Below are 26,287 nucleotides of genomic sequence, written 5' to 3' on the forward strand. Positions count from 1 at the left end.
GATGCGCAACTACAGGGGCCCCATCATCCATATCGGCTATCACAAGACCGGAACCACCTGGTTCCAGGATATTTTCTATCCCGCCGTCCGCAATCGTCGCTACCTGCCCCGCGCTGTGGCACGGGCCGCCTTCCTGGAGGCCGGCGCGCTCCATTTCGAACCTGACCAGGCCCGCCACGAGCTGGGCCAGGACCGCGACGACATCATCCTGTGCGAGGAAAATCTGAGCGGCGGGCTGCATAATGGCGGGCTGGCCGGCAATCTTTCCAAGGATGTCGCCGGCCGCATCCGCGATACGCTGCCCGACGCGCAGATCGTCATCTTCGTGCGCGATCCCTGCTCGGCCATCGCGTCGGCCTATCTCCAATATGTGAAGGGCGGCGGCACTTTCGGCATCCATCGCTATCTGTTCGGTCGTGACCGGCTCGGCCCGGTGGCGCCGGAGCGGGACGAGGCGCCCGGCTTCCGCCGTGAACATTTCGACTATGCCCGGCTGATCGCTCATTATGATCGGCTGTTCGGCGCGGACAATGTCCATGTCTTCCGCTATGAGGATTTTCGCGCCGATCCGCGCGGCTTCGCCGCCGCCTATGCCGCCCGTTTCGGGCTGGACGTCACGCTCGACCGGCTGGACTGGGGCACACGCAACCCCTCCCCCGGCCGGCTTCTGCTCTGGGCCTTTCGCGCGGCCAATCTCTTCACCCGGCGCGCCGTCGCGGACAAGGACTGCCTGCTCCATCTGCCCGGCTGGTATGGGCTCAGCCGCAAACTGCTCCGCCGCGCCAATGCCTCGGGCCGCTTCGGCCGTCCGCTGCGCATGCGCGACATATTGGGCGAGGGCGCCATCGCCCATTTCAACGACTATTATCGGCATGGCGAGGCCGCCATTGCCGACCGACTGGAACAACAGACATGCCGCGACGCGAAATCACGCGACGGGATGGCCGCGACGGCGCCGTCCTATGCTCGATCATGCAGAACAGCCACATCCTCCTTGCCGACGATGACGCAGCACTGCTGACGTCGCTGTCGGACTATTTCGGCCGCTATGGCTTCGACGTCGACACCGCCGCCAATCTCGCCGATATGCGCCGCCTTTCGGAAGAGGGTCATTATGACCTGTTGATCGCCGAACCGATGATGCCGGGCCAGCATACTGCCGGCCTGCTACGCGAATTCGCGTTCGAACGGCGCATCCCGGTCATCATCCACAGCCGCGCCAGCAGCGACATCGATCGCATCCTGGGCCTGGAAATGGGCGCGGAAGATTATCTGACCAAGCCCTGCAACGCCCGCGAACTGCTCGCCCGCGCCAATGCGGCCCTGCGCGCCCGTCGCCGCCAGGCCGATGCCGGCACCATGGCTACGGCACCGCGCGACAATAGCTGGGTCGCCTTCCAGGGCTGGCGCTTCGACCTTACCACCCGCCAGTTGTTCGATCCGAGCGGCGGCACCATCTCGCTGTCCGAGGGCGAATATCAGTTGCTGCGCGTCTTCGTGGCCAATGCGCGCCAGGTGCTCAACCGCCACCAGTTGCTCGATCAGGTCTATGGCGCGTCGAGCGACCATTATGACCGCGCCATCGATGTCCAGCTGTGCCGTCTGCGTCGCAAATTGTCGGCCGGCGGGCTCAAGGGGCAGACGATCCGCACCGTGCGCAACGAAGGCTATATCTTCGTCCACCCCGTCACGGCTGGCAACGCCGCCAACTGACCGCAATAAAAATCAGATTCATTACCCCGCATATGAAAATATGTGGGGTTTTTTCGTCATAAATCAAATATAATTACGACATTTCATAAATTATGAAATTACGTGAAACATACGCAACATTTCACAACATAATCAAAACTATCGTCATATCTGTTTTTTATTGGCAACAGCTTTGTTAAACCTTTGTGAAACACGGCAAATCGCGTTGACGCACTTCGTCGCACGCATACAAATCTCTCCATCGGCTCGCGTCACCCCAAAGACAGAACCAACAGGGCGCGGGCCGGGATAAAATATCCCAAGGGAGATTATTTTCATGCCGTCTCACATCATGCGGCGCCTTTCGGCGTCGACCATCCTGCTCGGCCTGGCGACCCCGGCCTTCGCGCAGACCAGCGCGGCGGATGATGGCGCGACCAGCGACACCATCGTCGTCACCGGTTCGCGCATCGCCCGCCCCGACCTGCAGCAGGCATCGCCGATCGCGATCGTCAGCGCGCAGGAATTGAAGCTCAGCGGCAAGGTCAACGTCGAATCGATCATCAATGACCTGCCCCAGCTGATCCCCAGCACGACGGCGGCATCCAATAATCCGGGCGGCGGCGTATCGACGGCCGACCTGCGCGGCCTGGGTGCCAACCGCACCCTGGTGCTGGTCGATGGGCGTCGCTACGTCTCCTATGACTCCAACCAGATCGTCGATCTCAACACCGTTCCGGCGGGCCTGATCGACCATGTCGAGGTCGTGTCGGGCGGCCGGTCCGCCGTCTATGGTTCGGATGCGATCGCCGGCGTCATCAACTTCGTGACCAAGCGCGACTTTTCCGGCGTGGAAGCAAACGCCAATTATCGCATCAACCAGGCGGGCGACGGCGGCACTTTCAACACCAACCTGCTGATGGGTGGCAATTTCGCCGACGGTCGCGGCAACGCCACCTTCTATATCGACTATACCAAGCGCGACGCCGTCCAGCAGTCGGCCCGCAGCTACACCAAGCAGGCCTATACCGATGACGGCGATGGCGGCCTGGCCGCCGGCGGCTCGGGCTCGATCCCCGGCACCCGCTTCGCCCTGGCCGGCACCCAGTATAAGTTCAACCAGGACGGCAGCTATTCGGCCTATGACGCGACGACCGACGCCTACAACTATGCGCCGGACAATTATCTGCAGGTGCCCCAGAAGCGCATCCTGCTGAGCGCCCAGACCCATTATGACGTCAACGATCACCTGACCGTCTATGCCGAGGGTCAGTTCATCAACAACCGGGTGAAGAACCGCCTGGCGTCCACGCCGTTCACCGGTTCGGTCTCGCTCGACGTCGACTCCTCCTTCCTTTCCCCGGAATCCCAGGCGCTGCTGTCGGCAGCGGACACCGATGGCGATGGCTATGCCACTGCCGCCATCTATCGCCGCCTCAACGAGGTCGGCGCCCGCATCTCCAATGTCGACAACACCGCCTATCGCACCCTGATCGGTGCCAAGGGCCAGATTGCCGGCGACTGGAACTATGACGGCTATTACAGCTATTCGCGCACCAAGCAGGTCGAAACCCAGACCGGCAACGTATCGCGCAGCCGCGTGGAGCAGGCGCTCAAGACCACCTATGACAGCGACGGCAATCTGGTCTGTTCGGACACCAGCAATGGCTGCGTCCCGCTGAACATCTTCGGCGAAGGCAATATCAGCAGCGAAGCCGCCGCCTTCATCTCGATCCCGGTCAAGAATGTCAGCACCGTGACCGAACAGGTCGCCAGCTTCGCCGTCACCAACGGCAATCTGTTCGACCTGGGCGCCGGCCCGGCCGGTATTGCCTTCGGCGCCGAATATCGCTCCGAACATGGCAGCTATGATCCGGACTATGCCCTGTCCTCGGGCGACGTCGTCGGCTTCAACGCCGGTGAAGGCCTGTCGGGCGGCTATAATGTGAAAGAGCTGTTCGCCGAAATCGACGTGCCGCTGCTCGCCGATCTGCCGCTGGTCCACAAGCTCGACTTCAACGGCGCCTACCGCTTCTCGCATTACTCGACCGCAGCCAAGAATGTCGGCACCTTCTCGGCCGGCCTCATCTACGCGCCGATCAAGGACGTCACCTTCCGCGGCCAATATAGCCGGGCGGTGCGTGCGCCCACCGTCGCGGATCTCTATTCGGGCCAGTCGCAGGACTTCCCGACCGCGAACGATCCCTGCTCGACCGAGGACGCGACCACCAATGCCAGCCTGGCGGCCAGCTGCGTCGCGACTGGCGTGCCGTCGAGCGCGCTCGGCACCGACATCAACGGTGGCAGCTCGCAGATCGACTCGATCACCGGCGGCAACCCGAACCTGCGTGAGGAAAAATCGGACACCTGGACCGCAGGCGTCGTGCTCCAGCCCAGCTTCCTGCCGCGCTTCAGCCTGACGGTCGATTATTATCATATCAAGATCGACAATTACATTTCGACGCCGGGCACCGCGAACATCATCAAGGCCTGCTATGGCGATCAGTCCAATGGCTGGACGCCCTATGACAGCAGCTATTGCTCGCTGCTGCCGCGCAACGAGAACAGCTATGCGATCGAGGGCGCGGAAAATCTCCTGTCCAACACTGGTGGTCTCAAGACCGAGGGCGTGGACTTCGAGATGAACTACAGCCTGCCGCTCAACTTCGGCGTGTTCGGCGCCAAGACCGGCAAGCTCAGCTTCCGCGTCGCGGGCACCCGCCTGATCCGTTACGACCTGAACCCGGTCGCGGCGATCCCGGAACTGAACCAGAGCTGCGCCGGTCGCTTCGGCGTCTATTGCGGCGATCCTTATTCCAAGCTGCGGCTCAACAACCGCATCACCTGGAGCAGCGGCCCGATCACCCTGGGCCTGACCCATCGCTATCTGTCGAGCGTCCGCGACGACGACGATACGACCACCTATAGCGTCGAGAAGATCAAGGCCTACAACCTGTTCGACCTCGGCCTCCAGGTGCAGGCGACGGAAACCTTCGGCTGGTCGCTGGGCATGAACAACATGTTCAACAAGAAGCCGCCGATCATGGGCGACAACCAGCAGCAGTCGAATACCTATCCGTCGACCTACGACGTCTATGGCCGCGCCTTCTTCGTGAACGCCTCGGTCAAGTTCTGATCGAGCTGCCGGATGGGCCTCCTCGCCTGTCCGGCACCTGCACCACAAAAAAAGCGGCCGCCCTTTCGGACGGCCGCTTTTTTTCCTTGATCGACCGGCGCCTCAGCGTGGCGGATTGACCACCACATATTGCACCGACGATCCGACATATTGCGGCTGATACCAGTTATTGCCGCACTGCGAATAGCTGATGCCATTGACGACCACGGTCGAACAATCTGGCGGTACGCTGCGCACGATCGACCCGATCGCCGCCGCTGTCAGCGTCACCGCGGCCGCGGTCGCCACCGGATGCCAGTGATCGTCCCAATCATCATCCCACCGGTCATGGCGATGATGATCATAATGGTCGTAGCGGCCCGGACCGCCCCCATGATGCCCACCGCCATGATCGACATTCACATGCACATTATTGACCGTGTTGTGATGCCGGTTGTGATTGACATTGTTGATCGATCCGCCGCGCACGCCCGGCCGCCCGCCCGGATGGGACTTGCCCGGCCGCGCCGCATGGCCGCCACCTGATGGTCGTGCCGGTCGCGCACGCCCGCCACCGCCGCGATTACCACGCTTCCGGGGCGGCGCCGCCTCCGCCGTCGATGCGGCCATGCCCAGCACCAGCGCCGCCGATGACAGCATGACCCGACCGATGACGACCGGTTCGGCCATCAGGGCAAGCGATGCGATGATGGCCAGGCCCCGTTTTGCCTCCATGCTCATTTCGCCTCTCCCTTGCTCAGGTCGACCATGCGGATCGGATTGGCGCCGGCCGGCGCGGTGAAGGCGAGGTCAGCCGCCGACGGTCGCGCGCTGCCGTCCCAGCGCATCAGCGCGCTATATTGCGGCATCGACGGATCATTCGTGTCGGTGATCACCATCTTGCAGGGCAACTGGCTGCTATCCTCGATCCATATCTGCCAGTCGACCTTTTCCTGGCGGAAGGCATAATGGGTACAGGTACGGCCGTCGATCGTCTCTGGGCGGATGACATAGCCCGACTTTATGCGGCTGCGCAGCGTCTGGTCCGTGCCCCAGGTGAACAGGTCGGCCAGCGGCAGTTCGATACCATAGGTGGTGCGCAGGCTGTCGAGCGACTGGCCGATCGAACCGGTCACCGGCACGCTGGCATAATAGTTCAGGCGCGGCGCCAGCACCGTGAACTTGCCGCCGCCGAAATAATATTCCCGATTCTGAATGTCGGATGTGGCGACGATCTTGAACGCGTCGGGCTTGTGGACCTGAATGTCCAGCGCACCGGTGAACTGCAGCTTCTGCCCGGTATCCAGCACCACTTCGGTCGTCACATCGGCCTTCAGCGCGAAGCCGGGCAGCGCGATCAGCTTGGCGCTCATCTTGTCCATGGCGTCCATCGCCGCCGGCTCGACCACGCCCGCCGCCGGCGCAGCAGTCTGCGCATGGACAGTGGATGCGCCCAGCAAAGCCAGCGGCACACAGACACATTTTATCCTTGACCTCATCACAAGCTCCTTCTGCCCGGATCGGACGCGCGGCGAGATGCGCGATGCGGCCATTGGACGCCATCTCCCTTGCTGCGGCCGACTATCGCTGTTCCGCCGATACGGCCCATCGGGATAATTGCCGATTTGGCCGCATTTCTTTCCGAGCAACCCCTGAGCCTGACGGAGCATCAGGCGGAAAGTGCAGTCCTTCTTCCCGCCTGATGCATGACCACACCCGGGGGGATGGGTGGCAGTCATTTCATGGGCCGGTAGTCCCGGCCGATCCCTGCTGCCGGGTGGTCATTTCCGCACCATCCCGGCCTTGTCCTGTCGCTATCAAGCTAGAGCGCCGCCGGGGCCGGCCAAGTCGGGATTTGCCCTGATCGGCCTTTTGCGCCGAGGCCCGTCATTCGGCGCGATCGTAACATGCTGCTATCCAACGCTCCGCGCCCCTTTGCGCCCGCGCACCGGCAACAGATCCTCACTGTGCCGTCCCAGGGTTTATCATGATCGCCAATCCCCGACGGCACGCCTAGGATCACCGCAAGATTTCTCGCTGACGGAGCGGCAATCATGACGGAAGACATTCCCAATCTGCCAGCCGATCTGGGTGCAAAGCGCACCGTCATGGCCGCCGATCGCACCTTGATGGCCTGGATCCGCACCTCGCTTTCGATGCTCAGCTTCGGCTTCACCATCTACAAATTTCTCGACGCCGCGACGGAGAAGACGGGCCATGGCGATTCCCAGAGCCCGCAGCATATCGGCCTGTTCCTCGCCGGCATGGGCACGCTGGCCATCCTGCTTGGCACATGGGGCTACTGGATGACGCTGTCCGACCTCAAGCAGACCAACCAGTTTCATCTGGGCCGGCCGGTGCTGGTCATGGCGCTGATCATGTGCGTGGCCGGCATTGCTCTGTTCGCGGCCATTGCGACGCGCGCCGTATAGGCGCATCAACAGGATCGACAGACAAGGAGTATCGGTTGACCGTGCCATCCCCCCTCGCCCCTGCGGCCACTGCGCCGGACAACATGATCCATATTCCCGGCGGCCGCTTCATCATGGGATCGGACCATCATTATCCCGAGGAAGCCCCGGCCCATCCGGTCGAGGTCGATGCCTTCTGGATCGATGCCACCCCCGTCACCAATCGCGACTTCCGCCGCTTCGTCGAGGCAACCGGCCATCGCACCACGGCGGAGATCGCACCCAATCCGGACGATTACCCCGGCGCCCAGCCGGACATGCTGCGCCCCGCCTCTTTGGTGTTCACGCCGACCGAACGCCCGGTGCCGCTGCATGACTGGAGCCAGTGGTGGCGCTATGTCTTCGACGCCGACTGGCGCCATCCGCTCGGCCCGGACTCCTCGATCGATGATCTCGACGACCATCCGGTGGTCCATGTCACCTATGACGATGCCGCTGCCTATGCCGCCTGGGCCGGCAAGGCGCTGCCCACGGAAGCGGAATGGGAATTTGCCGCGCGCGGCGGCATCGATGGCCAGGAATTTGCCTGGGGCGACGAACTGTTGCCCGATGGCAAGGCGATGGCCAATTTCTGGCAGGGCAATTTCCCGTCCGAAAATCTGCTGATCGACGGTTATGAGCGCACCTCACCAGTCGGCAGCTTCCCCGCCAATGGCTATGGCCTGTCGGACATGATCGGCAATGTCTGGGAATGGACTGAGGATTTCTACGCCGCCCGGCACCAGGCCGATCCCTCGCGCCCCTGCTGCGCGCCGCGCAACCCGCTCAACCAGGCGCGCGAGGCCAGCTATGACCCGCAGCAGCCGCACATCCTCATTCCGCGCCGTGTCCTTAAAGGGGGCTCGCACCTCTGCGCCCCCAGCTATTGCCGGCGCTATCGCCCAGCCGCGCGCCATGCCCAGGCGATCGACTCCTCGACCAGCCATATCGGCTTCCGCTGCGTGATCCGCGCGGCCTGACAGGCAAAAAGGACGTCGCGCCGATCCGCACGACGCCCCTTTCTTCTCAGAAACCGACCTGCATGAAGACCGCCGGGCCGCTGAACCGATATTTCATCCGCCCGGCCCAATTGTCCTTGTCGACATCGACCCGATAATTGACGTAGCGCCACATCGCGCCGATCCCGACATTCTTGGCAAAGCGCCAGGTCATGGCGGCTTCAGTGTTCAGCAGCCGCCCCTTATAATCGTCGATCTTGAGCGACAGATAATCCGCCCGCGCGCTCAGCGTCAGGTCGGTGGCGATCCGCTGCGTCGCAAACAGCCCCACGGTCGGCAGCGGGGCCAGCGCCTTGCGACGACGTTGCGTCCCGCTCACCTGCGTTTCGCCCAATCTCGCGTCGCCCTTGAGCGTCAGGGTGAAATCGGTCGCATGCAGCCCCAGCGCCGCGCCGACCCGCGTGTCGGGCGTGCTCACGAACGCATAGCCGAAGGTCAGCCGGTAGACATCGCTATCGAAGCCGCTCTCCACCCGCACTCCGGCCGGATAGGTAACATCGTCAAATGTGATATCGCGCGCCACCGTCTTGGACCCGTTGCGGCTCAGCGAATAATATTCGCCCATCACCGACCAGTTGTCGCCCAATCTTATTCCCGCCGCGACCTGCGGCAGCACCTTGCGCTTGTCGAGATCGAGGTCGGATTCCAGGTCGATATTCGTGCCGCCATCCGGGTTGGAGGCTGGCGCGACCCGGACATGGGAACTGACCGACGGCCAATAGGCCCCCACTTCGACCCAATATTTGTCGTCGAGCGATTGCGCATGCGCGGGCGCTGCAACCGTACCCATCATCACGACACAAATGCCGCCAAGCCTGATGCTGTGACGCGCCATTTCGTCCTCCCTTCGGCCGGCGGCCGCTCATTAGATACGGTGACCATGCCGCCTGCCCCCTTGTGCGCCCTTGCGTAGAGCTTGGGCATCGGGGTCATTGCCTAGGAGCGCGGAGAATGTTGCCGGGGTAAACCCGATGCCGTCATCACCATTGGCCTGTAATGCGGCCGGAAAATGTCGTGCAGGCCGATCCCCCCTCTCCGGGTAAATACCCGGTCATCAGATCGGGCCTCTCAACCATCCATCCGGCATGCGCGACTCAGGAGCGGCGAGCAGGCTGCCGACCAACTTCGGCGCGCCACGCTAGGTATATTTCCTTAGACCTAAAATTATACATAAAACCCACATTTCTTCAAAGTATACAATGTCATACTTTGGTCCATTAACGCTGTTAAACGCCCATTTCACATAGGTTTCGTGGCAGCAACCGGTCAAACATCCATCAATGCAGAAAGCGTCGAAAGGCCAGGAAAAACTCTGCTTTTTACACAGGCTTGACCATTGCTACATAGAATCACCACCGGTATACTTACCGATAACAGGGTCGCTCGTTAGTTAGTCCATTTTCACGCGGCATTTGCCGCGCAGATAATCTTTACGCGCCGGGACTTTCGCCCCGGTCGAATGATACAGGGCATTTTTAGCTGGTGAGGGAGACGTCATGCTCGAACTACATCAAGCGGGGGCACCCTATTATCCGGAGTTTTTCGGTGACGAACGTGGCAGTGCCACAGTTCCCGTGCCGATCTATCTGGTTCCGCCGAGTCCGTCCCATACAACATCCCGTGCAGAGCTGCAGCGCCTGATCAACAGCATTCCGGTCAAGATCGTGGTGGTGGATCGCGATGCCTGCATCGTGGCCATCAATGGCGCCTGCCAGCCCTATCTCCGCGCCGTTGGCCTCGACCTGCATCTCGTGGCAGGCCAGAGCTACTATGCCGTCAAGGCGCGTTTCGCCGCGCCGCCGCAGGATGCCCGCAGCGTAAGCGAACATGTCGCCGCCCTCTGCCAGCACAGCACGCCCTTCAGCCAGACCCTCAGCTTCCCGCTCGCCGGGCAGGACATCCGCATGGTCGTCCATGGCGAACGCCTGCCGGGCGCCGAGGATCTGTTCATCCTCAGCCATCTCGACGATGAAGATCCGGAAAGCGAAACCGCCAATCCCCGTCGCTACCACCTCTCGATGCTGCAGGCGGAGGAAGAGGAGCGCAAGCGGATCGCCCGTGAACTGCATGACGAAACGGCGCAGCAACTGGCCCTGATGCAGTTCAACCTCATGACGCTGCGCAACAGCGACATGAGCCCCCAGGCCAACGACGCCTATCAGGCCATGGAAAGCGCGCTCAAGGCGATCCAGGACCAGGTGCGGACGCTCAGCTATCTGCTCCATCCGCCCGAACTGGCGGAGGATGGTATCGAGGCGGCCCTCGCCCATTTCACCCGCGGCTTCGCCCGCCGGTCCGGGCTCCAGGTCGAATTTCGCTGCCTTTCGGGACCGATCAAGCGCGACCCGGACATGGAGATCGCCTTCTATCGCGTCGCGCAGGAAGCACTGGCCAATGTCTACAAACATGCCGATGCCCGCCACGCCGTCGTCCGCCTGCGACGGACCCAGACCAGCTTCACCCTGGAAATAGAGGATGATGGCCGGGGCGTGCCCGAACATATCCTCAACGGCCAGGGCCGCGACATCGTCGGCGTCGGCCTGTCGGGAATGCGGGAGCGGGTCGCGGCCCTCGCCGGCCAGTTGGAAGTCCGCCGCACCGGCGCCGGAACGCTCGTCACCGCGACCATACCGCGCCGCCGCCAGACCGACTGACCTCGCCTGATCGGCGACGCAGGATCAGGCCCGCCCGCCGATCGCCCGCCGATCAGGGTTCGACGATATTATTGCGCACCGCATAGCGCACCAGTTCCGCCGTCGTTCCCAGCTTCAGCTTGTGCATCGCCGCCGCACGGTGGGTTTCGACCGTCTTCACGCTGATATCGAGCAGATGGGCAATCTGCTTGTTGATCTTCCCCTCCGCGATCAACTGGACGATCTCGCGCTCGCGCGGGGTCAGCGTGGCGACATTGCTGCCGGCCACGCTGCTTTTCACATAATGGTCGAGCAATGTTTCGGAGATCGCCGCCGAGAAATAGGGCTTGCGCAGCGACAGCGCCTCGACCGCCGACTGCAGATGCTGGCCGCTGTCGGACTTGAGCACATAGCCACGCGCGCCCGCGCGCAGCACCTCGACCAGCAGATCCTCCCGATCATGCATGGTGTAGATCAAAATCTCGATCCGCGGGAATTCCTGCTTGAGCGCGCGGGTCAGCTCCAGCCCGTTCATCAGCGGCAGCGAATAATCCAGGATCGCGATGTCCGGCTGGGTCTCGCGCGCCGCCTTCAGCGCGTCATGCCCGTCCGACGCCTCGGCGACGATCTGCCAGCGATCCTGGGTTTCGAGGAAAGTCCGACCCCCCTGGCGCAAGGCCTGATGATCGTCGGCAATCAATATCCGCGTCAATGGCTTGCTCATCCCTTACCCCTGTCCACTCCCGATGGCGCCCATGATGAGCCTATCTATCATTGCGGCATGGCGGCCCGAAACAATGAGGGTTTTCCCCCGCATCGGCCGATATTGCCCTGACCACGCACAAAGCGACCGCATATCCGCCCCCTCGCCCTCTCCGGGACGATCGATAGCGGATCGAAATCTGCCATGCCCTGTCACTCTTGGCGAGAGCAAAGCGCAAATATCACGCCTTTTCGTTATCTTAGCGCCAAGTACAGGGTTTCCGGCGATGCAAGCCTTCCCCAATCGGCTCGGGGATTATCCCGATGGCCCCACCCGACGCGTCGATGGATGATGGCGCCGGGCTTTCCGCCCTTCAGGGACAATGGGGACGAATGATGCGTAACATGAAGACCTGCCTGCTGGGCGCCATCCTGCCACTGGCCGCCGCCATCAGCACCCCGGCCCAGGCGGTCGAGGGCGCCGCCAGTCTCTATGTTCCGGGCACCGGCGGCCCCGCGACCGCCGTGATGCCGCCGCTGGAGGGTGTCTATTTCGATGACACCATCTACATCTACAATGGCAGCGCCAGCGCCAGCAAGGAATTCGTCGTCGGCGGCAATGTCGTCGCCGGCCTCGACGCGACGATCGTCGCCGATTTCCTGACCACCCTGGTCGTGCCCTCCACCAACTTCCTCGGCGGAACATTGTCCATGGGCGTCACCCTGCCGGTCGGCGCGCCGATGCTCGACGCCAATGCCGTCGTCACCGGCCCGTTCGGCAATCTGCGCAGCCTCAACGTCCATGATTCCGCGCTGGTGGTCGGCGATCCTGTGTTCAACACCATGCTCGGCTGGAAGGCGGGCAAGCTCCACATCCAGGCGAGTAGCATGGTCAACATCCCGGTCGGCCATTATCGCGAGGACCAACTGGCCAATCTGGCGCTGCATCGCTGGGCGGTCGATACCTCGCTCGCGCTCAGCCTGCATGATGATGAGAGCGGCTGGGATCTGACCGGCAAGGCCGGCGTCACCTTCAATGGCAAGAATGACTATACGGAATATGACAGCGGCAACGAATTCCATCTCGAAGGATCGGTGGAAAAGGCGCTGTCGAAGAAATTCTCCATCGGTGCACAGGGCTATTGGCTGAAGCAGATCAGCGACGACAAGAGCAGCGGCGCCCTGCTCGGTGCCTTTCGGGGCGAGGTGGTCGGCGTCGGCGGCACGGCCGCGCTCAACGTCGTGATGGGCCGCTCGCCCGCGACCTTCCGCCTGCGCGCCTTCAAGGAACTCGACGCCACCAACCGGCTGAAGGGCGAGGCATTCTTCCTCAGCCTCACCCTGCCGCTCTACATGAAAATGCCCCCGCAATAGCGCCGGGGCATCTTCGCCTATAGCTGGCGTAGCGCCTGCGCGGGCCGCACCGACATCAGCGGGATCGATCCGGCGAGGCCGATCCCCAGCGTCAGCACCGCTCCGCCCGCCAGCGTCGCCAGCACCACACCCCAGTCCGGCACCCAGCCAAAGCTGAACAGCTGCACCACCACATACCAGGCGGCCGCCCCGCCCAGCAGCAGCGCCACCAGCGCCAGTAGTCCGGCCAGCACGCCATATTCCAGCGCCTGCGCGCCCAATATCTGGCCGCGCGTGGCGCCCAGCAGCTTCAGCACCACGCTGTCATAGCTGCGGCTCTGCCGCCCGGCCGCGATCGCCCCGATCAGCACCGCGACCCCCGCCAGCACAGTCACCGATGCCGCCGCCAGGATCGCGCCCGACATCTGGTCCAGCAGGCCAGACACCTGGCTGATCACCTGCCCCACCTCGATCACCGACGCGCCGGGGAAAGTCGCCAGCAAAGCGCTCGTCACGGCCTGCTCCTGGGTCTTGTCGGGCAGGCTGATCGTCGCGGTCAGGCTGTGCGGCGCCGACGCCAGCGTGCTGGGCGAAAAGACCATCACATAGTTGAAGCCCATCGTGTCCCAGTTGATCTTGCGCAGCGACGCGACACGCGCCTCGATCTCGCGGCCCAGGATTGACACGGTAATGCGATCGCCGACCCAGATGTCCAGCGCCCTGGCCTGGTCGGCGTCCAGCGACACCAGCGGCGGCCCGACATAATCGCGCGGCCACCAGCGTCCCTCGACGATCTCGCTGCCTTCCGGCAGGGTCGCGCTATAGGTGACGCCGCGCTCGCCGCGCAGGATCCACGCCCCTTCGGGCTTTTCCTTCAGGTCGGCGACGCGCTTGCCCGAATAGCCGGTCACCGTGCCACGCAGGATCGGCACGACATTCAGCTTCGCCGCCGGCACGCGCCTGGCCATCAAAGCGCGAAACTGCGCCTCCGCCCCAGCCGGCATGTCGAGTATGAACAGGTTGGGCGCCTGTTTCGGCACGGTCCGGCCGATCTCCGCCTGGATGCTGGTCTGGATCGCCGCCAGCGTGACGAACAGGGTCAGCGCCAGCCCCAATGCCACGGTCAGCGCCGCCGTCTGCGCGCCGGGCCGATGCAGGTTGGCGAGCGCCAGCCGCAGCAGCGGCCGCCGCGCATGGGGCATGCGCCGCGCCAGCAGTCTGATCCCCTGCCCCATCGCCAGCAGCAGCAACAGGGTCGCCGTAATGGCGCCCAGCATCGCCGCTGCGAACATCGGCGTACGCGCCGTCAGCAGCACGACCGCAACCAGCAGCGCGATCGCCCCGCCAACAAGCGCCAGTGTGCGCCGGTCGATCCGCCGCCGCCCGTCGACCAGAGTGCGCAGGATCGCCGCCACCGGCTCGGTCCGCGCACGGGCCAGCGGCGGCAGGGTGAAGATCAGCGCGATCAGCAGGCCATAGGCCGCACTCGTCGCCAGCGGCAGCGGATAGAGATGGAAGCCCGGCGCCACCGGCAGCATGTCGCTTGCAGCCCAGACCAGCACTGGCGGCGACAGCGCGCCCGCCACCAGCCCGGCCAATATGGCCAGCCCCGCAACCACCCCGATCTGGAGCAGATAGATGCGCTGGATATCGGCCGACGTCGCCCCCAGCACCTTGAAGGTCGCCAGCGCGCCGCGCTTGATCGCCAGATAGGACGCGACGCCATTGCTGACGCCGATCCCGGCAATCACCAGCGCGGCGAGGCCGATCAGCGACAGGAACTGGCCCATATTCTCGATGAAGCGGTTGGTGCCCGGCGCCGCCCGTTCACGGTCCTTAAATTCCCAGCCCTGCTCGACATAGCGCTTCTCCAGCCGCTCGCGCAGCGCCTGCGCATCCGCCCCGGCGGGCAGGCGCAGCCGATATTTGGCGCGGTAGAGACTGCCCGGCTGGATCAGTCCGGTGCGGTCCAGCCCGTCCATCGACACGATCGCCACCGGGCCCAGGGTAAAGCCCTCGCCCACCCGGTCCGGCTCGTCGGCGATGATGGCGGCGACGGTGAAATCGGCCGTGCCATAGCGCAGCGCGTCACCGACGCCGATCGCCATCCGCTCGGCCAGGGCCGGGCTGATCAGGATGCTGTCGGCGGCCAGCGGCGCATAGCGGCCATGCTGCAGCGCCAGCGTGCCATAGAGCGGATAGGCATCGTCCACGCCTTTCAGCTCGGTCAGCAGCGGCGCCGCCGCGCCCGCGCCGCTTTTGTGGACCATCGCGCGCAGCCGCACCGTCTCGCTCATCCGGCCCAGCCGCGCGATCGCCTGCTGGTCGCGCGCGTCCATCACCCGCTGGGTCATGGCTATCTCGACATCGCCGCCCAGGATCATCTGCCCCCGCGCCGAAATCTCGCCGGTGATCGCGCTGGTCAGGCTGCCGATCGCCGCCAGCGTCATCACGCCCAGGAACAGGCAGACGAACAGCAGCCGCAAGCCGCGGAATCCGGCATGCAGGTCGCGCCGCGCGATCCGCCAGCTTGCCCCCCACCCCAATGTCGTCACGCGGCGACCTCGCCGCTCAACTGGCCGTCCCGCATCTCGACGGTCCGGTCGCACCGCGCCGCCAGCGCCGGATCATGGGTGATGATCAGCAGGGTCGCGCCGCTCGCCTGCTGCCGGGCGAACAGCAGGTCGATGATCGCCGTGCCGGTCGACTGGTCCAGATTGCCGGTGGGTTCATCCGCGAACAATATCGCCGGATCGGGCGCCATGGCCCGCGCGATCGCCACACGCTGCTGCTCGCCACCCGATAGCTGGGCGGGATAATGGGACAGGCGATGGCCCAGGCCCACCGCCTTCAATTCCTGCGCTGCCCGCCCGAACGGATCGGCCAGCCCCGCCAGTTCCAGCGGCACGGCGACATTTTCCAGCGCCGTCATCGTCGGCAACAGGTGAAAGGATTGCAGGATGATGCCGATCCGCCCGCGTCGCGCCCGCGCCAGCCCATCCTCGTCGAGCGCGCGATAATTGACGCCCGCCACGCTGACCGTGCCGCCGCTCGCCTGTTCCAGCCCGGACAGGATCGCCATCAGCGATGACTTGCCCGATCCCGACGCCCCCAAGATCGCCAGGCTCTCGCCGCGACGAATATCCAGGTCGATGCCCTTCAATATCTGCGTGTTGCCGAGCGAGAGGGTGACATTGCGCGCCTGGATCGCGATATGGGGGGCATCGATGGTCGCATGCATGAAGAAGGAAGGCTCCTTGGCGAACGGTTTCCGGCTATATGGGTTCTCGCTGCTGCTTGTCCAACTGCTCGCCGCCTGTTCCCCAACGAAGGAGCAAGCGCTTCCCGCCGCTGACAATGGCGCCGCGAACATGACAGCGAAGGCGACACAGCCAATCGCCGATGGCAAGCTGGTCGTCGTGTTCGGCGACAGCCTCTATGCCGGCTATAATCTGCAGCAGGATCAGGGCTTTGCACCCATCCTTGAACAAGCCCTGTCAAAACAGGAGATCAAGGCCCATGTCGTCAATGCCGGCGTGTCGGGCGACACCAGCGCCGACGGCCTCGCCCGCCTCGCCTTCGGTCTCGACGGCCTGCCGCGCAAGCCCGACCTGGTCCTCGTCGGCCTTGGCGGCAACGACATGTTGCGTGGCCTCAGTCCGCAGGCGACCCGGACCAATATCGACGCCATCCTGACCGAGCTCGCCAAGCGCGGCATTCCCGCGATGCTGACCGGCATGATGGCCTCGCCCAACATGGGGCCGGACTATGCCGCAGCCTTCAACCCCATCTACCCCGACCTGGCGAAGAAGCACGGCGTGCCGCTCTACCCCTTCTTCCTCGACGGCGTGATCGGCGAGCGCAGCTTGCTGCTGCCCGACGGCATCCACCCCAACCCGCAAGGCGTCCAGCGCATCACCGCCAAGGTCGCACCATTGGTGGCCAGGCAGTTGGAGGAATAGGCCGCAGGGGAAAATCGGGTGCCTGTCAAATGGACGAAAGGGGTGGGAACAAGACATTCCTCCCCGTCACGGGGAGGGGGACCGCTCGCGTAGCGAGTGGTGGAGGGGCACAGGCCGGATAGCGCAGCGCTAAGAGGCACCTGCCCCTCCGTCAGCGCTTCGCGCTGCCACCTCCCCGTGCCGGGGAGGAATGTCCACTTCTGGTCGCTTCCTGCCCGCCCAAATTTGCCCTCACGGCCCCGCTAGATCAGCCCTCGCACGATCCAGCCCGGCAGCGTCGCGATCGCCAGCAACGTCCCCAATGGCACCCGGCTCTGCCCCTGCACCGCCCGGCCCAGCGCCAGCGCGATCAGCGCCCCTACCAGCCCCAGCGACGCCGCGATCAGCAGGATGAAGGGCAGCGCCTGCCAGCCCAGCCAGGCGCCGATCGCGCCGAGCAGCTTGGCGTCGCCCAGCCCCAGCCCTTCACGCCCGCGCAGCGCGCGATAGCCAAGCGCGATCGCCAGCAGCCCCAGATAGCCCGCCGCCGCGCCGATCACCCGATCGATCAACGCAACATCGGTGGTCCACAGCCCCAGCGTGAAGCCGAAGAAGGCCAGCGGCAGGGTCAGCGCATCGGGCAGCCAGAAATGGCGCCAGTCCAGCGCCGCTAGGGTCAGCAGCAGCCAGCCGAGCAGCGCCCAGCCGATCCCGCCCAGATCCGGCACGAAGCCCAGCGCCAGCGCGCCGATGATCGCGCAGCCCGCCTCCACCCGGCCATGGAGCGGATCGATCGCCGCGCCGCAGGTTCGGCATCGGCCGCGCTGCACCAGCGCGCTCAGCATCGGGACCAGGTCGATCGGCCCCAGTAGCCGGCCACAACCGTCGCAGGCCGACCGGCCGCGCATCACGCCACGCCCCTGCGGCCAGCGCAGGATCAGGGTGGCAAGGAAACTGCCCGCGATCGCACCCGCGACCGCGCCGACCAGGGCCGCCCAGGGATCGATCACAACGTCCCTTCGACCTTCAGCACATAGGCGTTGCCGACGGTGGCAAAGCCCGCCTGCCCCAGCGTCCCGGCCAGCGCCGGGTCGGCGGTTTCCATCCGCATTTCGGCGGTATAGCGGCCCGACCGCCAGATACGCAGATTGATCTTTTCCATCCCCGACTGGCTGACCAGCGGCAGCAGCAGCGCATCACCATCACAGGCGACCGTGCCCGACAGCCCCTGCGACAGGTTCAGCCCGGCAATCTGCGTCGCCATCCGCGCCCGCACCCGGCCTTCGGCATGGCCGCAGACATCACCGCGATAATAGCCGCTGACATCCTCCATCATCAGCCCGCTGACCGGCAGCGGCGCGAAGGTGCGACCCAACGGCACCGAACCGGTCACATCATCGATGCCGATCCGGTCGAGCCCGACGGTCAGCGCCCCTTGGATGTCGTCCGGCTGGCCGCGATGTCGGGCGATGTCGAACCGCGCCCGGCCGACCAGCAGCGATAGCGGCGACAGGCCGGCGCGCACAGACCCCATCGGCATCTCGCCCAGCATCAGCTGGTCGATCCGCCCGCTCCACACGCTGCCGCGTATCTCGCGCGCGGCCAGACCCAGCCGGTCGAGCTGCGCCAGCCCCAGCGCCACCCGCATCGGAATGAAGAGGATCAGGCCAAACACGAACAGCGCAATCAGGATGATGCGCATCCGACGCGACAGGATCAGCCCTTTCACTGGCCACCTCCCCGCACCAGCACCGCCTGCACCGACACGCTGCCCGCCGTCGGCGAAGGCCGCGCGCTCATCGTCTCGACGCGAATCCCCTGCGCCTCCAGCCCCGCGATCCAGCTCATCATCGCCACCGGTCGGACCGAGGCGATGGCGATCTCCATCCGGTCATTGCCCTGCGGCTGCGCCCGTTCCAGCGTCAGCCCGGCCTCACCGGCACTCTGGCCGACAAATTGTTCGATCGGGACGGCCGGGCCGGTCGGCACGGGCCTGCGCGGCAGATGCTTCAGCAGCTTCACCTTGGCGCGGATCGCCGCGTTGCGATCGGTCGCTTCGCGCAGGGCATCGCGGGCGGAACGCTGCGCATGGGTCAGCGGCCGGGCCACGCCCAGCCATAATATGACCACCGCCAGCAGCGCGAACATCACGCCCAGCATCCATTGCTCGCGCGGCGACCGTTCGATCCAATAGGCCTTCATCCTGTCCATCATGACCGCACCGTAATATCTGCCAGCGTGCGCCCGCCCGGATCCTGGGACGGGGTCGCCGTGATCGTGTAACCGGCCGCCTGCAGCGCCAGCAGCACGATGTTGATGTCATCCGCCTTGGCGGCGGCCAGCGTAGCCCGCAGCATCCCGTCGGGGTCGCGCGACAGCGCCGTCAGCGACACGCCCGGCGCATCCTGCATCGCGCTCATCAGGCCGGCAACCGGCGCGGTGAAGGCATAGGCTCCGGCCCCGCGCGCGGCGAGTTGCCGGTCCATCTCCGCTTCGACCTGCATCACGTCACTCGCCTCCGGCAGCACCTGCCGTGCCAGCGCCAGGCTCTCGCCATCGACCTGGCTGGCGGCGACATTCTGCCGCACCAGGGTCACCAGGCTGATGAGCAGGCTGGCCAGCAGGATCAGGCCGCACCAGATCACGATCCGGCCCAGCGCCCGCGTATCGATCTGCCGCCGCACCCGCTTGGCGAAATCACCCTGGCGCAGGTCGATCGGCGGCGCATCGAGTGCGGCAACGAGCCGCGCTTCGATCTCGTCCGCCCCAACCTCCCGCACCGGCGCATCGCCGATCAGTTCAGGCAGCGCCATATCGGCGGTCAGCGCCATGTCAGGGCCGCGCAATACGGACGCCCCACAAATCATTCCGGATACGAAACCATCATCGCTTTCCGGCAACAGCAGCGCCGCCGGCACGATGATGTCGGGGTCCAGCCCATGATGCTGCGCCCAGAGCAACCAATGCTGCATGTCACTGCGCGCCGCGACCGCCACGATATGCAGGCGGGCGGGATCGTCATTCTCGTCAGCGGCGGCGAACAACTGGTCGGACGGCAGGATGGCGCCGGCCAGCGCGCCCAGCCGCGCCGCTGCGCGCCCCTGCCGCGCCGGCAGGTCGGGATGCGACACCCAGTGCAGCGCCACCAGCGCGGCCGGCGGCACCAGCATCACCCGCGCCTTGTCGGGCAGCGCGGCCAGGCCACAGGCGGCCAGCCAGTTGGCGCCTGCGCCGGTCTGGACGACCGCGCCATCCACCACGCGCATCCATGTCGGCGCGTCCTCCGCCCCCTCGGGCAGGGCAATGATCAGGGCATCGGCTGCGCTCATGCGCCCGCCCCCCAATCGCGCCGCACCAGCCGGATCGGCGGTTGCCGGGCATCGATCAGCCCGCGCTCCACCACTTGCGTTCCCCCTACATTCACCGACACGTCCACTCTGAAAAATCCCGTCGTCAACTTGACCTGCTCGGCCACCTCGGTGAGCGGGCTGAGCCCGACCAGAGAGGGTGCCTGCCAGAATTGCGGTATGCTGCCGTAGCCTTCCGCCGGCCGTTGCGCCAGCAATTGCCGTGCCTGCGCCACGCTCAGTTGCCCCGGCAGCAGCATAGCGAACAGAGGCGCCTGATCGGGCAGCAAGGTATTGATATTGATCGGCGACATGTCCGACACCGGCAGCGCGCAGACCCAGGGCCGGACCAGATCATAGACCGCCGGCGTGATGCCGTTCACCGCCCGCAGCTCGCTGGCGTCGACCATGAAGCGGTTGGCGGTGCGATAGGGCCGCGCCGCGCGGGCATAGGTCTCGTCCTCCGCCCCAGCCGGTTGGGGCACGCTGTCGGTGTCGATCCAGTCGGCAAGCGAGGCGGCGGCGACCTGCGCCTGGCGCACATCGACGCCCAGCGCCTGCAACAACGCCTGGAACTGCGACACCGCCACTGGCCGGACCTTCAGGCTGTTCTCATTATTGCCGGCGACCACGCTGTTGAGATTGAAGCAGTTGCTGCCATCGGTCACCCGCGCCGTCGCCATACCGCCGGGCACCGGGATCGCCTGCGGCGTGCCCATCCAGTTGCCCGCCAGGGTCGTCTTGCCGGGACTGGCCGCGACCAGATCGCCGATCTTGAGGCGCGCGATCACCATGCCGGCATCGGCGAAGGCCCGCCCCTGATCGACCGCGCCGCCATTGCCGGTCATCCGCGTCGCCAGCGCTACCCGTTCCAGCGCCGTGGCCGCCACCACCGCCATCACCGCGACCAGCAGCAATACGGTCAGCAGCGCGGCGCCGCGCTCTTCGGGCCGGTTGGGATCAGGCTGCCGCATTGGACGCCTCCTGATCGTCAAGCGGCGCTTCCTTGGGACCGGGCGCCACCAGGAAGCGCAGCGTGACCGGCGGCTCGCCGGTGCGCTTGACCACCATCTCCACCGCGCGCGGCATCAGGTCGGGCTGGCCTGGCGTCCACTCCTCGCGCCACTCGCCCTGAATGTCGCGGAAGCGCAGCGTCACCTCCTCGACATGGTCGAGCAGCGCCGCCGGCTCATCGCCCGCCGCGCCGTCGATCTGGGCATAGCCGCGCCGTTCCAGCCGGCCCTGCCGCACCCAATATTCCACCTTCTGCAAGGACGGCCGGGGCAGGTCGCCCAGATTATCCCATCCGCCGCGCACGAACTGCATCACCGGCTGTTCCTCGCCGTCGCGATGCGCCCAGAAGGCTGGCGCCAGCGTCCCCGCCTCGGTGCGGCTGATGCGCGGCACCGCCTGGCCAAGATCGGCCGACAACGCGCCCGCGGCCCGCTGGATCGCCGCCATGTCATCCAGCCGCGCCTTGACCTGCGCCTGCGCCGACACGCTGTTGCCCAGCAACAGCACGCCCGCCGCCGCCAGCATCGCAAAGATCATCAGCGCGACGAGCAGCTCGATGAGGGTAAAACCTTGTTCACCCCGTCCGCCTTCCGGCTTCTCTGGCCTCATCACTCCATCTCCCGCAGGAAGCTGAGCACCACCGGCGAGGCGCCCGGCTGGCCGTCGACCACCAGATCGACCTGCAACAGGCGCTTGTCCTCGGTCGCCTTGACGGTGCGGGTCCAGTGCCAGCGGCGGCCGCCATTCTCGACCTCGCCATCCTCCTCGCCGACCGAGGGCGGGGCGACATCGCTCTGCACCTCGACCATCAGGTTGCGAGCGACGATCTGGCCCAGCGCCTTGCTGTCGAGATCCGCGGCGGTGCGCAGCGTCACCCCCTGCAACCGCACCAGCGCCAGTGCCGCCAGGCTGAACACCGCCAGCGCGACCAGCATTTCGAGCAGCGTAAAGCCCTGTTGGGCGGAACGCGACGAAGACATGAAGCCGATTTCAGCGGAACGCTTCAAAGGCGTGAAGCCCTGCGGGGCGGAACGCCTGCCCCTCTCACTGCCGTCATCCCGGACTTGATCCGGGATCCATTCGGCACTCCATCGCCGGGCGTGGAGCCCTGTTGGGCGGAAGCCATAGAAGAGGTGAAGCCCTGTTGGGTGGAACGCTTCAAAGCGCAGCGCCGAATGGATCCTGACTTTCGTCAGGATGACGGAAGAAAAGGACCGCCGATCAGCCACCGACCACGACCTTTCCGGCCATGTCGACGCTCACCTGCACCCGCTCCGCCTCGCGCGCCAGAGTGATGGTCAGCGGATCGGTGGGCAGGCCGGTGCCGTCAAAGGCGATCTGTTGTCGGCCGTCCTGCCCCACCAATGCGCGCGTGCCGGTCTTCCAGTTGGCGCTGACGAAGGGCTTTTCCTCCATCGGCACCCACTGGCTGCCCTCACGGCGCTGGAACCCATAGCCCGAGGCGGAGACCCACACGCCCATCGGGCGCGCGGTGACGACCGCTTCGTCGCGCGCGGCGGCAACGCGCGCGGCAAAGCGGTCGGCATCGTCAACGATCCGGCCGCGCGGATCGGGAATGGCGATCACCACGGCAGCCGAAATGAAGCCGATGATCGTCAGCACGACCATCAGCTCTATGAGGGTAAAGCCCTGTTGGGCGGAACGCGACAAAGGCGTAAAGCCGTTGCGTGGCGGAGCCGATGCCCCACCACCGTTCGGGCTGAGCCTGTCGAAGCCCCCTGCCGAGCAGAGCGAGGCACCTCGCTCCGCTCGACGTGCGGCATCACATTTCGCTGGAATAGATGTCCGCATTCTCATTCTCGCCGCCCGGCTGGCCATCGGCGCCCAGCGAGCTGATGTCGAACGCGCCCTTCTTGCCCGGCACGGTGTAGATATAGGCGCGGCCCCACGGGTCCTGCGGCAGCTTCTTGATATAGCCGCCCCGGCGGTAGCGCTGCGGCTGCGCCAGCGAGGCGGGCGGGTTGAGCAGCGCCTGCAGCCCGTCCGACGCGGCCGGATAGGTCAGGTTGTCGAGGCGATATTGCTCCAGCGCCTGCTCGATGGTCGAAATATCCGCCTTGGCCTTTTCGACGCGGGCGGTATCGGTCGCGGGGATGACGTTGATCGCCACGATCGTCGCCAGCAGGCCGATGATGACGATGACGACCATCAGTTCGACCAGCGTGAAGCCGTGTTCGGCGGAACGGCGGGCGGCAAGCTGCGCCTCCCGTTCGATCAGCGCGGCCCGGATCTTGTTCAACTTCAGCATATTCTACTCCTTCAAGCCCCGGTCAGGCTTTGCAGCTGCAGGATCGGCAGCAGGATGGACAGGATGATGACGGCGACGATGCCGCCCATCAATATGATGATGATCGGCTCCAGCATGGCGAGCGCGGCCGAGGTGAAGGCGTCGAACTCGCGCTCCAGATAATCGGCCGCGCGTTCCAGCATCGTGTCGAGCCGCCCGGCACTCTCGCCGCTCGCCGCCAGATAGACCAGCAACGGGGGAAACACCCCTGCCCGCTTCAACGCCGCCGACAGGCTGCCACCGCCCCGGATCGCCTCGACAATCTCGTCCGACGCCTTGCGCAGCACCCGATTATGCACCGTGTTGGCGGTCAGCGACAGCCCCTCCATCAGCGGCAGCCGGCTCGCCACCATGGTCGAGAGCGTGCGCGCCATCCGCGCGGCGTGCAGGTCGCGGATCAGCCGGCCCAGCACCGGCAGGCCCAGCAGCATCGCGTCGAAGCGAAAGCGGAAGCTGTCGATCTTGAGCGCGCGCCAGAAGCCGAAGGCGCCAAGCCCGATCAGGATCAGCAACAACCACCAATAGCCCGCCAGAAAGGCGGAAATGCCCATCACCATGCGCGTGAGCAACGGCAATTGCTGCCCCACCGTGTCGAACTGCTCAACCACCTTGGGCACGACGAAGATCATCAGCGCCGCGACCACGAACACGGCAAAGGTCGCCAGCACGGAAGGATAGGCGATCGCGGTCAGCACCTTGGAGCGCATGATCGCCTGCCGCTCCATCAGTTCCGACAGACGCTCCATGATGGTCGGCAGGCTACCCGAGCTTTCGCCGGCCGACACCATCGCACGATAGAGGGCGGGAAAGCTTTTCGGCTCCGCGCCCAGCGCATCGGCCAGCCGCCGTCCCTCCAGCACGCCCGAATGGACCTTGCCGACGATCGCGCGGACATGATCCTGCTCGCTCTGCCGGCTGATCGTGCGCAGCGATTCCTCCAGCGGGCTCACCTGGATCAGGGTCGACAACTGCCGGGTGAAGAGCGTCAGTTCCTTGGCCGACAGCTTGGGCGCGCGCAGCGACAGGCCGGCCCGCTTGCGCGCGACTGACACCGCGCCCGGCTCCAGCCGGACGACGAACAGCTTGCGCGCATCCAGCTTGACCCGCGCCTCGTCCAGGCTGTCCGCTTTGACGCTGCCCTTGCGTTCCTTGCCCGCCGGGTCGATCGCGACATAGTCGAAATCAGCCATCGGCAATGGTTTCCACCTCGGTCGCATCGCGGCGCGACACGCGGATCGCTTCCTCGGCCGTGGTCTGGCCGTCGCGCACCAGCGCGCGCGCGGCCGACCCCAGGTTCGGCGCGTTCAGGAAGGCATGACGGGCGATCAGCGACTCGTCGCCGCCATCGTTGATCAGGCGGCGGATCGTGTCGTCGACGCGGATCGCCTCGAACACGCCGATCCGGCCCTTATAGCCGGTGCCATTGCATTCGTCGCAGCCACGCGCCCGGTAGATGATCGTGCCGGGGTCAAAGCCCAGCAGCGCGCTTGCCGACTTGTCGGCCTGCACCGGCTCGCGGCAATGCTGGCACAGCCGCCGCACCAGCCGCTGGGCGACGACGGCGCGCAGCGTCGAGGCAAGCAGGAAGGGTTCGACCCGCATGTCGCGCATACGGGTGATCGCGCCGACCGCGTCATTGGTGTGGACGGTGGACAGCACGAGATGACCGGTCAGCGAGGCCTGCACCGCGATCTCGGCGGTCTCGCGGTCACGGATTTCGCCCACCATCACCACGTCCGGATCCTGCCGCAAAATCGCGCGCAAGCCGGCGGCAAAGGTCAGCCCGACCTTGGCATTGACCTGGGTCTGGCCCACGCCCTCCATCGCATATTCGACCGGGTCTTCGACGGTCAGGATATTGCGGCTGCCATCGTTCAGATTGCGCAGGCCGGCATAGAGCGTCGTGGTCTTGCCCGAACCGGTCGGCCCGGTGACCAGGATGATGCCGTTGGGCTCGCTCAGCCCCTCGCGGAAGATGCGGTCGGGCGCGCCGGTCATGCCCAGCAGGTCGAGCGTGATGCCGGCATTTTCCTTGTCCAGGATACGCAGCACCACCCGCTCGCCCGCCCGGCTCGGCAGGGTCGATACGCGCACGTCGAGCAGCTTGCCGCCCAAGGTCAGGCCGATACGGCCATCCTGCGGCACGCGCCGTTCGGCAATGTCGAGCCGCGCCATCACCTTGATGCGGCTGACCACCACCGGCGCGACATGCGGCGGCATGCGCAGCGTCTCACGCAGCACGCCGTCCACGCGCATCCGCACGATCAGGCCCGTCTCATAGGGTTCGATATGAATGTCCGACACGCCCTGGCGCGCGGCCTCGGCAATGATGCCATTGATCAGGCGGATCGCCGGCGCGTCGTCTGCGCTATCGAGCAGATCGTCGGCGGTCGGAATGTCGGCGGCCAATATGTCCAGCTCGTCCGCGCCGACGTCGATCGACCCGGCCATGGCGGCGGCGCTGCCCTCCATCGCATAATGATCGGACAGATGCCGGTCGAACTGCGGCGCTTCGACGAAGCGCACGTCGAAGCTGCGGGCGAGATGACGGCGCACCTCCAGCAGCACGCGCGGATCACTGCCCTCGCGCACCGCGATCGACAGTCGCTCGCCATCCTGCGGCAACATCACCACGCCATGCTTGCGGGCAAAGCCATAGGGGATATCGACGGGCCGTGGCGGAAGAACCGACGGCATTACCGTCACATGCTCC

At 65.4% G+C, this 26,287-nt stretch carries 25 protein-coding genes; 8 read left to right on the forward strand and 17 right to left on the reverse strand.

Features of this window, described 5'->3' with window-relative positions; genetic code table 11:
• The first annotated feature begins 1 nt into the window (after position 1).
• The 3 genes from HH800_RS10980 (at position 2) to HH800_RS10990 (ending at position 4,828) form a co-directional block, all read left to right on the forward strand.
• The gene (locus HH800_RS10980; protein ID WP_169861078.1) at positions 2-1,021 is read left to right on the forward strand and encodes a sulfotransferase; all 1,020 of its coding nucleotides are present in this window, start codon (positions 2-4) and stop codon (positions 1,019-1,021) included.
• Positions 973-1,713, forward strand: a complete 741-nt coding sequence (locus tag HH800_RS10985) for a winged helix-turn-helix domain-containing protein (RefSeq protein ID WP_026109479.1) — start codon at positions 973-975, stop codon at positions 1,711-1,713. Before HH800_RS10980 ends, HH800_RS10985 begins: the two co-directional genes overlap by 49 nt.
• 316 nt (positions 1,714-2,029) lie before the next feature.
• A complete protein-coding gene (locus tag HH800_RS10990) occupies positions 2,030-4,828 on the forward strand; it encodes a TonB-dependent receptor (RefSeq protein WP_169861079.1) in 2,799 nt (932 codons plus the stop codon).
• A gap of 102 nt (positions 4,829-4,930) precedes the next feature.
• Here HH800_RS10990 and HH800_RS10995 read toward each other — a convergent pair whose 3' ends face one another.
• A complete protein-coding gene (locus HH800_RS10995) occupies positions 4,931-5,548 on the reverse strand; it encodes a hypothetical protein (RefSeq protein ID WP_069336000.1) in 618 nt (205 codons plus the stop codon).
• Complete coding sequence (locus HH800_RS11000) at positions 5,545-6,279, reverse strand: DUF2092 domain-containing protein (protein ID WP_235682089.1); 735 nt, start codon at positions 6,277-6,279, stop codon at positions 5,545-5,547. Before HH800_RS11000 ends, HH800_RS10995 begins: the two co-directional genes overlap by 4 nt.
• A gap of 582 nt (positions 6,280-6,861) precedes the next feature.
• Here HH800_RS11000 and HH800_RS11005 point away from each other — a divergent pair.
• Together HH800_RS11005 and HH800_RS11010 are read left to right on the forward strand one after the other, a co-directional pair.
• On the forward strand, positions 6,862-7,239 hold the full coding sequence (locus HH800_RS11005; protein WP_004207429.1) for a YidH family protein: 378 nt from the start codon (positions 6,862-6,864) through the stop codon (positions 7,237-7,239).
• A gap of 83 nt (positions 7,240-7,322) precedes the next feature.
• On the forward strand, positions 7,323-8,237 hold the full coding sequence (locus HH800_RS11010) for a formylglycine-generating enzyme family protein (RefSeq protein ID WP_169863300.1): 915 nt from the start codon (positions 7,323-7,325) through the stop codon (positions 8,235-8,237).
• 46 nt (positions 8,238-8,283) lie between these two features.
• Here HH800_RS11010 and HH800_RS11015 read toward each other — a convergent pair whose 3' ends face one another.
• The gene (locus tag HH800_RS11015; RefSeq protein ID WP_169861081.1) at positions 8,284-9,111 is read right to left on the reverse strand and encodes an outer membrane beta-barrel protein; all 828 of its coding nucleotides are present in this window, start codon (positions 9,109-9,111) and stop codon (positions 8,284-8,286) included.
• Positions 9,112-9,772: 661 nt separating this feature from the next.
• Here HH800_RS11015 and HH800_RS11020 point away from each other — a divergent pair.
• On the forward strand, positions 9,773-10,930 hold the full coding sequence (locus tag HH800_RS11020; protein ID WP_169861082.1) for an ATP-binding protein: 1,158 nt from the start codon (positions 9,773-9,775) through the stop codon (positions 10,928-10,930).
• 52 nt (positions 10,931-10,982) lie between these two features.
• Here the strand turns inward: HH800_RS11020 and HH800_RS11025 are convergent, their stop codons facing one another.
• Positions 10,983-11,633 (reverse strand): response regulator, encoded by a 651-nt coding sequence (locus HH800_RS11025; protein ID WP_169861083.1) that lies wholly within the window; start codon positions 11,631-11,633, stop codon positions 10,983-10,985.
• A gap of 302 nt (positions 11,634-11,935) precedes the next feature.
• On the opposite strand from HH800_RS11025, the gene HH800_RS11030 reads away from it, so the two are divergent.
• Positions 11,936-12,985, forward strand: a complete 1,050-nt coding sequence (locus HH800_RS11030; protein ID WP_169861084.1) for a SphA family protein — start codon at positions 11,936-11,938, stop codon at positions 12,983-12,985.
• A 17-nt stretch (positions 12,986-13,002) separates the two neighbouring features.
• Here HH800_RS11030 and HH800_RS11035 read toward each other — a convergent pair whose 3' ends face one another.
• Entirely contained in the window at positions 13,003-15,519 is a 2,517-nt protein-coding gene (locus HH800_RS11035) for an ABC transporter permease (RefSeq protein WP_169861085.1), read from the reverse strand.
• Entirely contained in the window at positions 15,516-16,205 is a 690-nt protein-coding gene (locus tag HH800_RS11040; RefSeq protein WP_169861086.1) for an ABC transporter ATP-binding protein, read from the reverse strand. The genes HH800_RS11035 and HH800_RS11040 overlap by 4 nt, the downstream gene beginning before the upstream one ends.
• Between HH800_RS11040 and HH800_RS11045 the strand changes: the two genes are divergently transcribed.
• A complete protein-coding gene (locus HH800_RS11045; RefSeq protein WP_169861087.1) occupies positions 16,204-16,926 on the forward strand; it encodes an arylesterase in 723 nt (240 codons plus the stop codon). The genes HH800_RS11040 and HH800_RS11045 overlap by 2 nt on opposite strands.
• A gap of 242 nt (positions 16,927-17,168) precedes the next feature.
• On the opposite strand, the gene HH800_RS11050 is transcribed toward HH800_RS11045, so the two are convergent.
• The 11 genes from HH800_RS11050 to gspE form a co-directional block, all read right to left on the reverse strand.
• On the reverse strand, positions 17,169-17,915 hold the full coding sequence (locus tag HH800_RS11050; protein WP_169861088.1) for a prepilin peptidase: 747 nt from the start codon (positions 17,913-17,915) through the stop codon (positions 17,169-17,171).
• Complete coding sequence (gene gspN, locus HH800_RS11055) at positions 17,912-18,634, reverse strand: type II secretion system protein N (RefSeq protein ID WP_169861089.1); 723 nt, start codon at positions 18,632-18,634, stop codon at positions 17,912-17,914. The genes HH800_RS11050 and gspN overlap by 4 nt, the downstream gene beginning before the upstream one ends.
• Positions 18,631-19,119, reverse strand: coding sequence for a type II secretion system protein GspM (gene gspM / locus HH800_RS11060; protein ID WP_169861090.1), 489 nt, complete (start codon positions 19,117-19,119; stop codon positions 18,631-18,633). The genes gspN and gspM overlap by 4 nt, the downstream gene beginning before the upstream one ends.
• Complete coding sequence (gspL, locus tag HH800_RS11065; RefSeq protein WP_169861091.1) at positions 19,116-20,234, reverse strand: type II secretion system protein GspL; 1,119 nt, start codon at positions 20,232-20,234, stop codon at positions 19,116-19,118. The genes gspM and gspL overlap by 4 nt, the downstream gene beginning before the upstream one ends.
• Positions 20,231-21,226, reverse strand: a complete 996-nt coding sequence (gene gspK, locus HH800_RS11070; protein ID WP_169861092.1) for a type II secretion system minor pseudopilin GspK — start codon at positions 21,224-21,226, stop codon at positions 20,231-20,233. The genes gspL and gspK overlap by 4 nt, the downstream gene beginning before the upstream one ends.
• Positions 21,213-21,875, reverse strand: coding sequence for a type II secretion system minor pseudopilin GspJ (gspJ, locus tag HH800_RS11075; protein ID WP_169861093.1), 663 nt, complete (start codon positions 21,873-21,875; stop codon positions 21,213-21,215). The genes gspK and gspJ overlap by 14 nt, the downstream gene beginning before the upstream one ends.
• Positions 21,875-22,246, reverse strand: a complete 372-nt coding sequence (gene gspI / locus HH800_RS11080; RefSeq protein ID WP_169861094.1) for a type II secretion system minor pseudopilin GspI — start codon at positions 22,244-22,246, stop codon at positions 21,875-21,877. The genes gspJ and gspI overlap by 1 nt, the downstream gene beginning before the upstream one ends.
• 241 nt (positions 22,247-22,487) lie before the next feature.
• Entirely contained in the window at positions 22,488-22,937 is a 450-nt protein-coding gene (locus tag HH800_RS11085) for a GspH/FimT family pseudopilin (RefSeq protein WP_169861095.1), read from the reverse strand.
• Between the two features lie 112 nt (positions 22,938-23,049).
• Entirely contained in the window at positions 23,050-23,535 is a 486-nt protein-coding gene (gspG, locus tag HH800_RS11090) for a type II secretion system major pseudopilin GspG (RefSeq protein ID WP_069338209.1), read from the reverse strand.
• 11 nt (positions 23,536-23,546) lie between these two features.
• A complete protein-coding gene (gene gspF, locus HH800_RS11095; protein WP_069338210.1) occupies positions 23,547-24,764 on the reverse strand; it encodes a type II secretion system inner membrane protein GspF in 1,218 nt (405 codons plus the stop codon).
• Complete coding sequence (gspE, locus tag HH800_RS11100; protein ID WP_010336568.1) at positions 24,757-26,271, reverse strand: type II secretion system ATPase GspE; 1,515 nt, start codon at positions 26,269-26,271, stop codon at positions 24,757-24,759. Before gspE ends, gspF begins: the two co-directional genes overlap by 8 nt.
• Positions 26,272-26,287 lie beyond the last annotated feature (16 nt).

The organism is Sphingobium yanoikuyae, assembly GCF_013001025.1.
GTDB classification, from domain to species: Bacteria; Pseudomonadota; Alphaproteobacteria; order Sphingomonadales; family Sphingomonadaceae; genus Sphingobium; species Sphingobium yanoikuyae_A.

Coding starts and splice junctions, on each gene's coding strand:
- HH800_RS10980 (WP_169861078.1), top strand. CDS start 2: ATGCGCAACTACAGGGGCCCCATCATCCATATCGGCTATCACAAGACC.
- HH800_RS10985 (WP_026109479.1), top strand. CDS start 973: ATGCAGAACAGCCACATCCTCCTTGCCGACGATGACGCAGCACTGCTG.
- HH800_RS10990 (WP_169861079.1), top strand. CDS start 2,030: ATGCCGTCTCACATCATGCGGCGCCTTTCGGCGTCGACCATCCTGCTC.
- HH800_RS10995 (WP_069336000.1), bottom strand. CDS start 5,548: ATGAGCATGGAGGCAAAACGGGGCCTGGCCATCATCGCATCGCTTGCC.
- HH800_RS11005 (WP_004207429.1), top strand. CDS start 6,862: ATGACGGAAGACATTCCCAATCTGCCAGCCGATCTGGGTGCAAAGCGC.
- HH800_RS11010 (WP_169863300.1), top strand. CDS start 7,323: ATGATCCATATTCCCGGCGGCCGCTTCATCATGGGATCGGACCATCAT.
- HH800_RS11015 (WP_169861081.1), bottom strand. CDS start 9,111: ATGGCGCGTCACAGCATCAGGCTTGGCGGCATTTGTGTCGTGATGATG.
- HH800_RS11020 (WP_169861082.1), top strand. CDS start 9,773: ATGCTCGAACTACATCAAGCGGGGGCACCCTATTATCCGGAGTTTTTC.
- HH800_RS11025 (WP_169861083.1), bottom strand. CDS start 11,633: ATGAGCAAGCCATTGACGCGGATATTGATTGCCGACGATCATCAGGCC.
- HH800_RS11030 (WP_169861084.1), top strand. CDS start 11,936: ATGGCCCCACCCGACGCGTCGATGGATGATGGCGCCGGGCTTTCCGCC.
- HH800_RS11045 (WP_169861087.1), top strand. CDS start 16,204: ATGAAGAAGGAAGGCTCCTTGGCGAACGGTTTCCGGCTATATGGGTTC.
- HH800_RS11040 (WP_169861086.1), bottom strand. CDS start 16,205: ATGCATGCGACCATCGATGCCCCCCATATCGCGATCCAGGCGCGCAAT.
- gspM (WP_169861090.1), bottom strand. CDS start 19,119: ATGATGGACAGGATGAAGGCCTATTGGATCGAACGGTCGCCGCGCGAG.
- gspL (WP_169861091.1), bottom strand. CDS start 20,234: ATGAGCGCAGCCGATGCCCTGATCATTGCCCTGCCCGAGGGGGCGGAG.
- gspK (WP_169861092.1), bottom strand. CDS start 21,226: ATGCGGCAGCCTGATCCCAACCGGCCCGAAGAGCGCGGCGCCGCGCTG.
- gspJ (WP_169861093.1), bottom strand. CDS start 21,875: ATGAGGCCAGAGAAGCCGGAAGGCGGACGGGGTGAACAAGGTTTTACC.
- gspI (WP_169861094.1), bottom strand. CDS start 22,246: ATGTCTTCGTCGCGTTCCGCCCAACAGGGCTTTACGCTGCTCGAAATG.
- gspG (WP_069338209.1), bottom strand. CDS start 23,535: ATGCTGAAGTTGAACAAGATCCGGGCCGCGCTGATCGAACGGGAGGCG.
- gspF (WP_069338210.1), bottom strand. CDS start 24,764: ATGGCTGATTTCGACTATGTCGCGATCGACCCGGCGGGCAAGGAACGC.
- gspE (WP_010336568.1), bottom strand. CDS start 26,271: ATGCCGTCGGTTCTTCCGCCACGGCCCGTCGATATCCCCTATGGCTTT.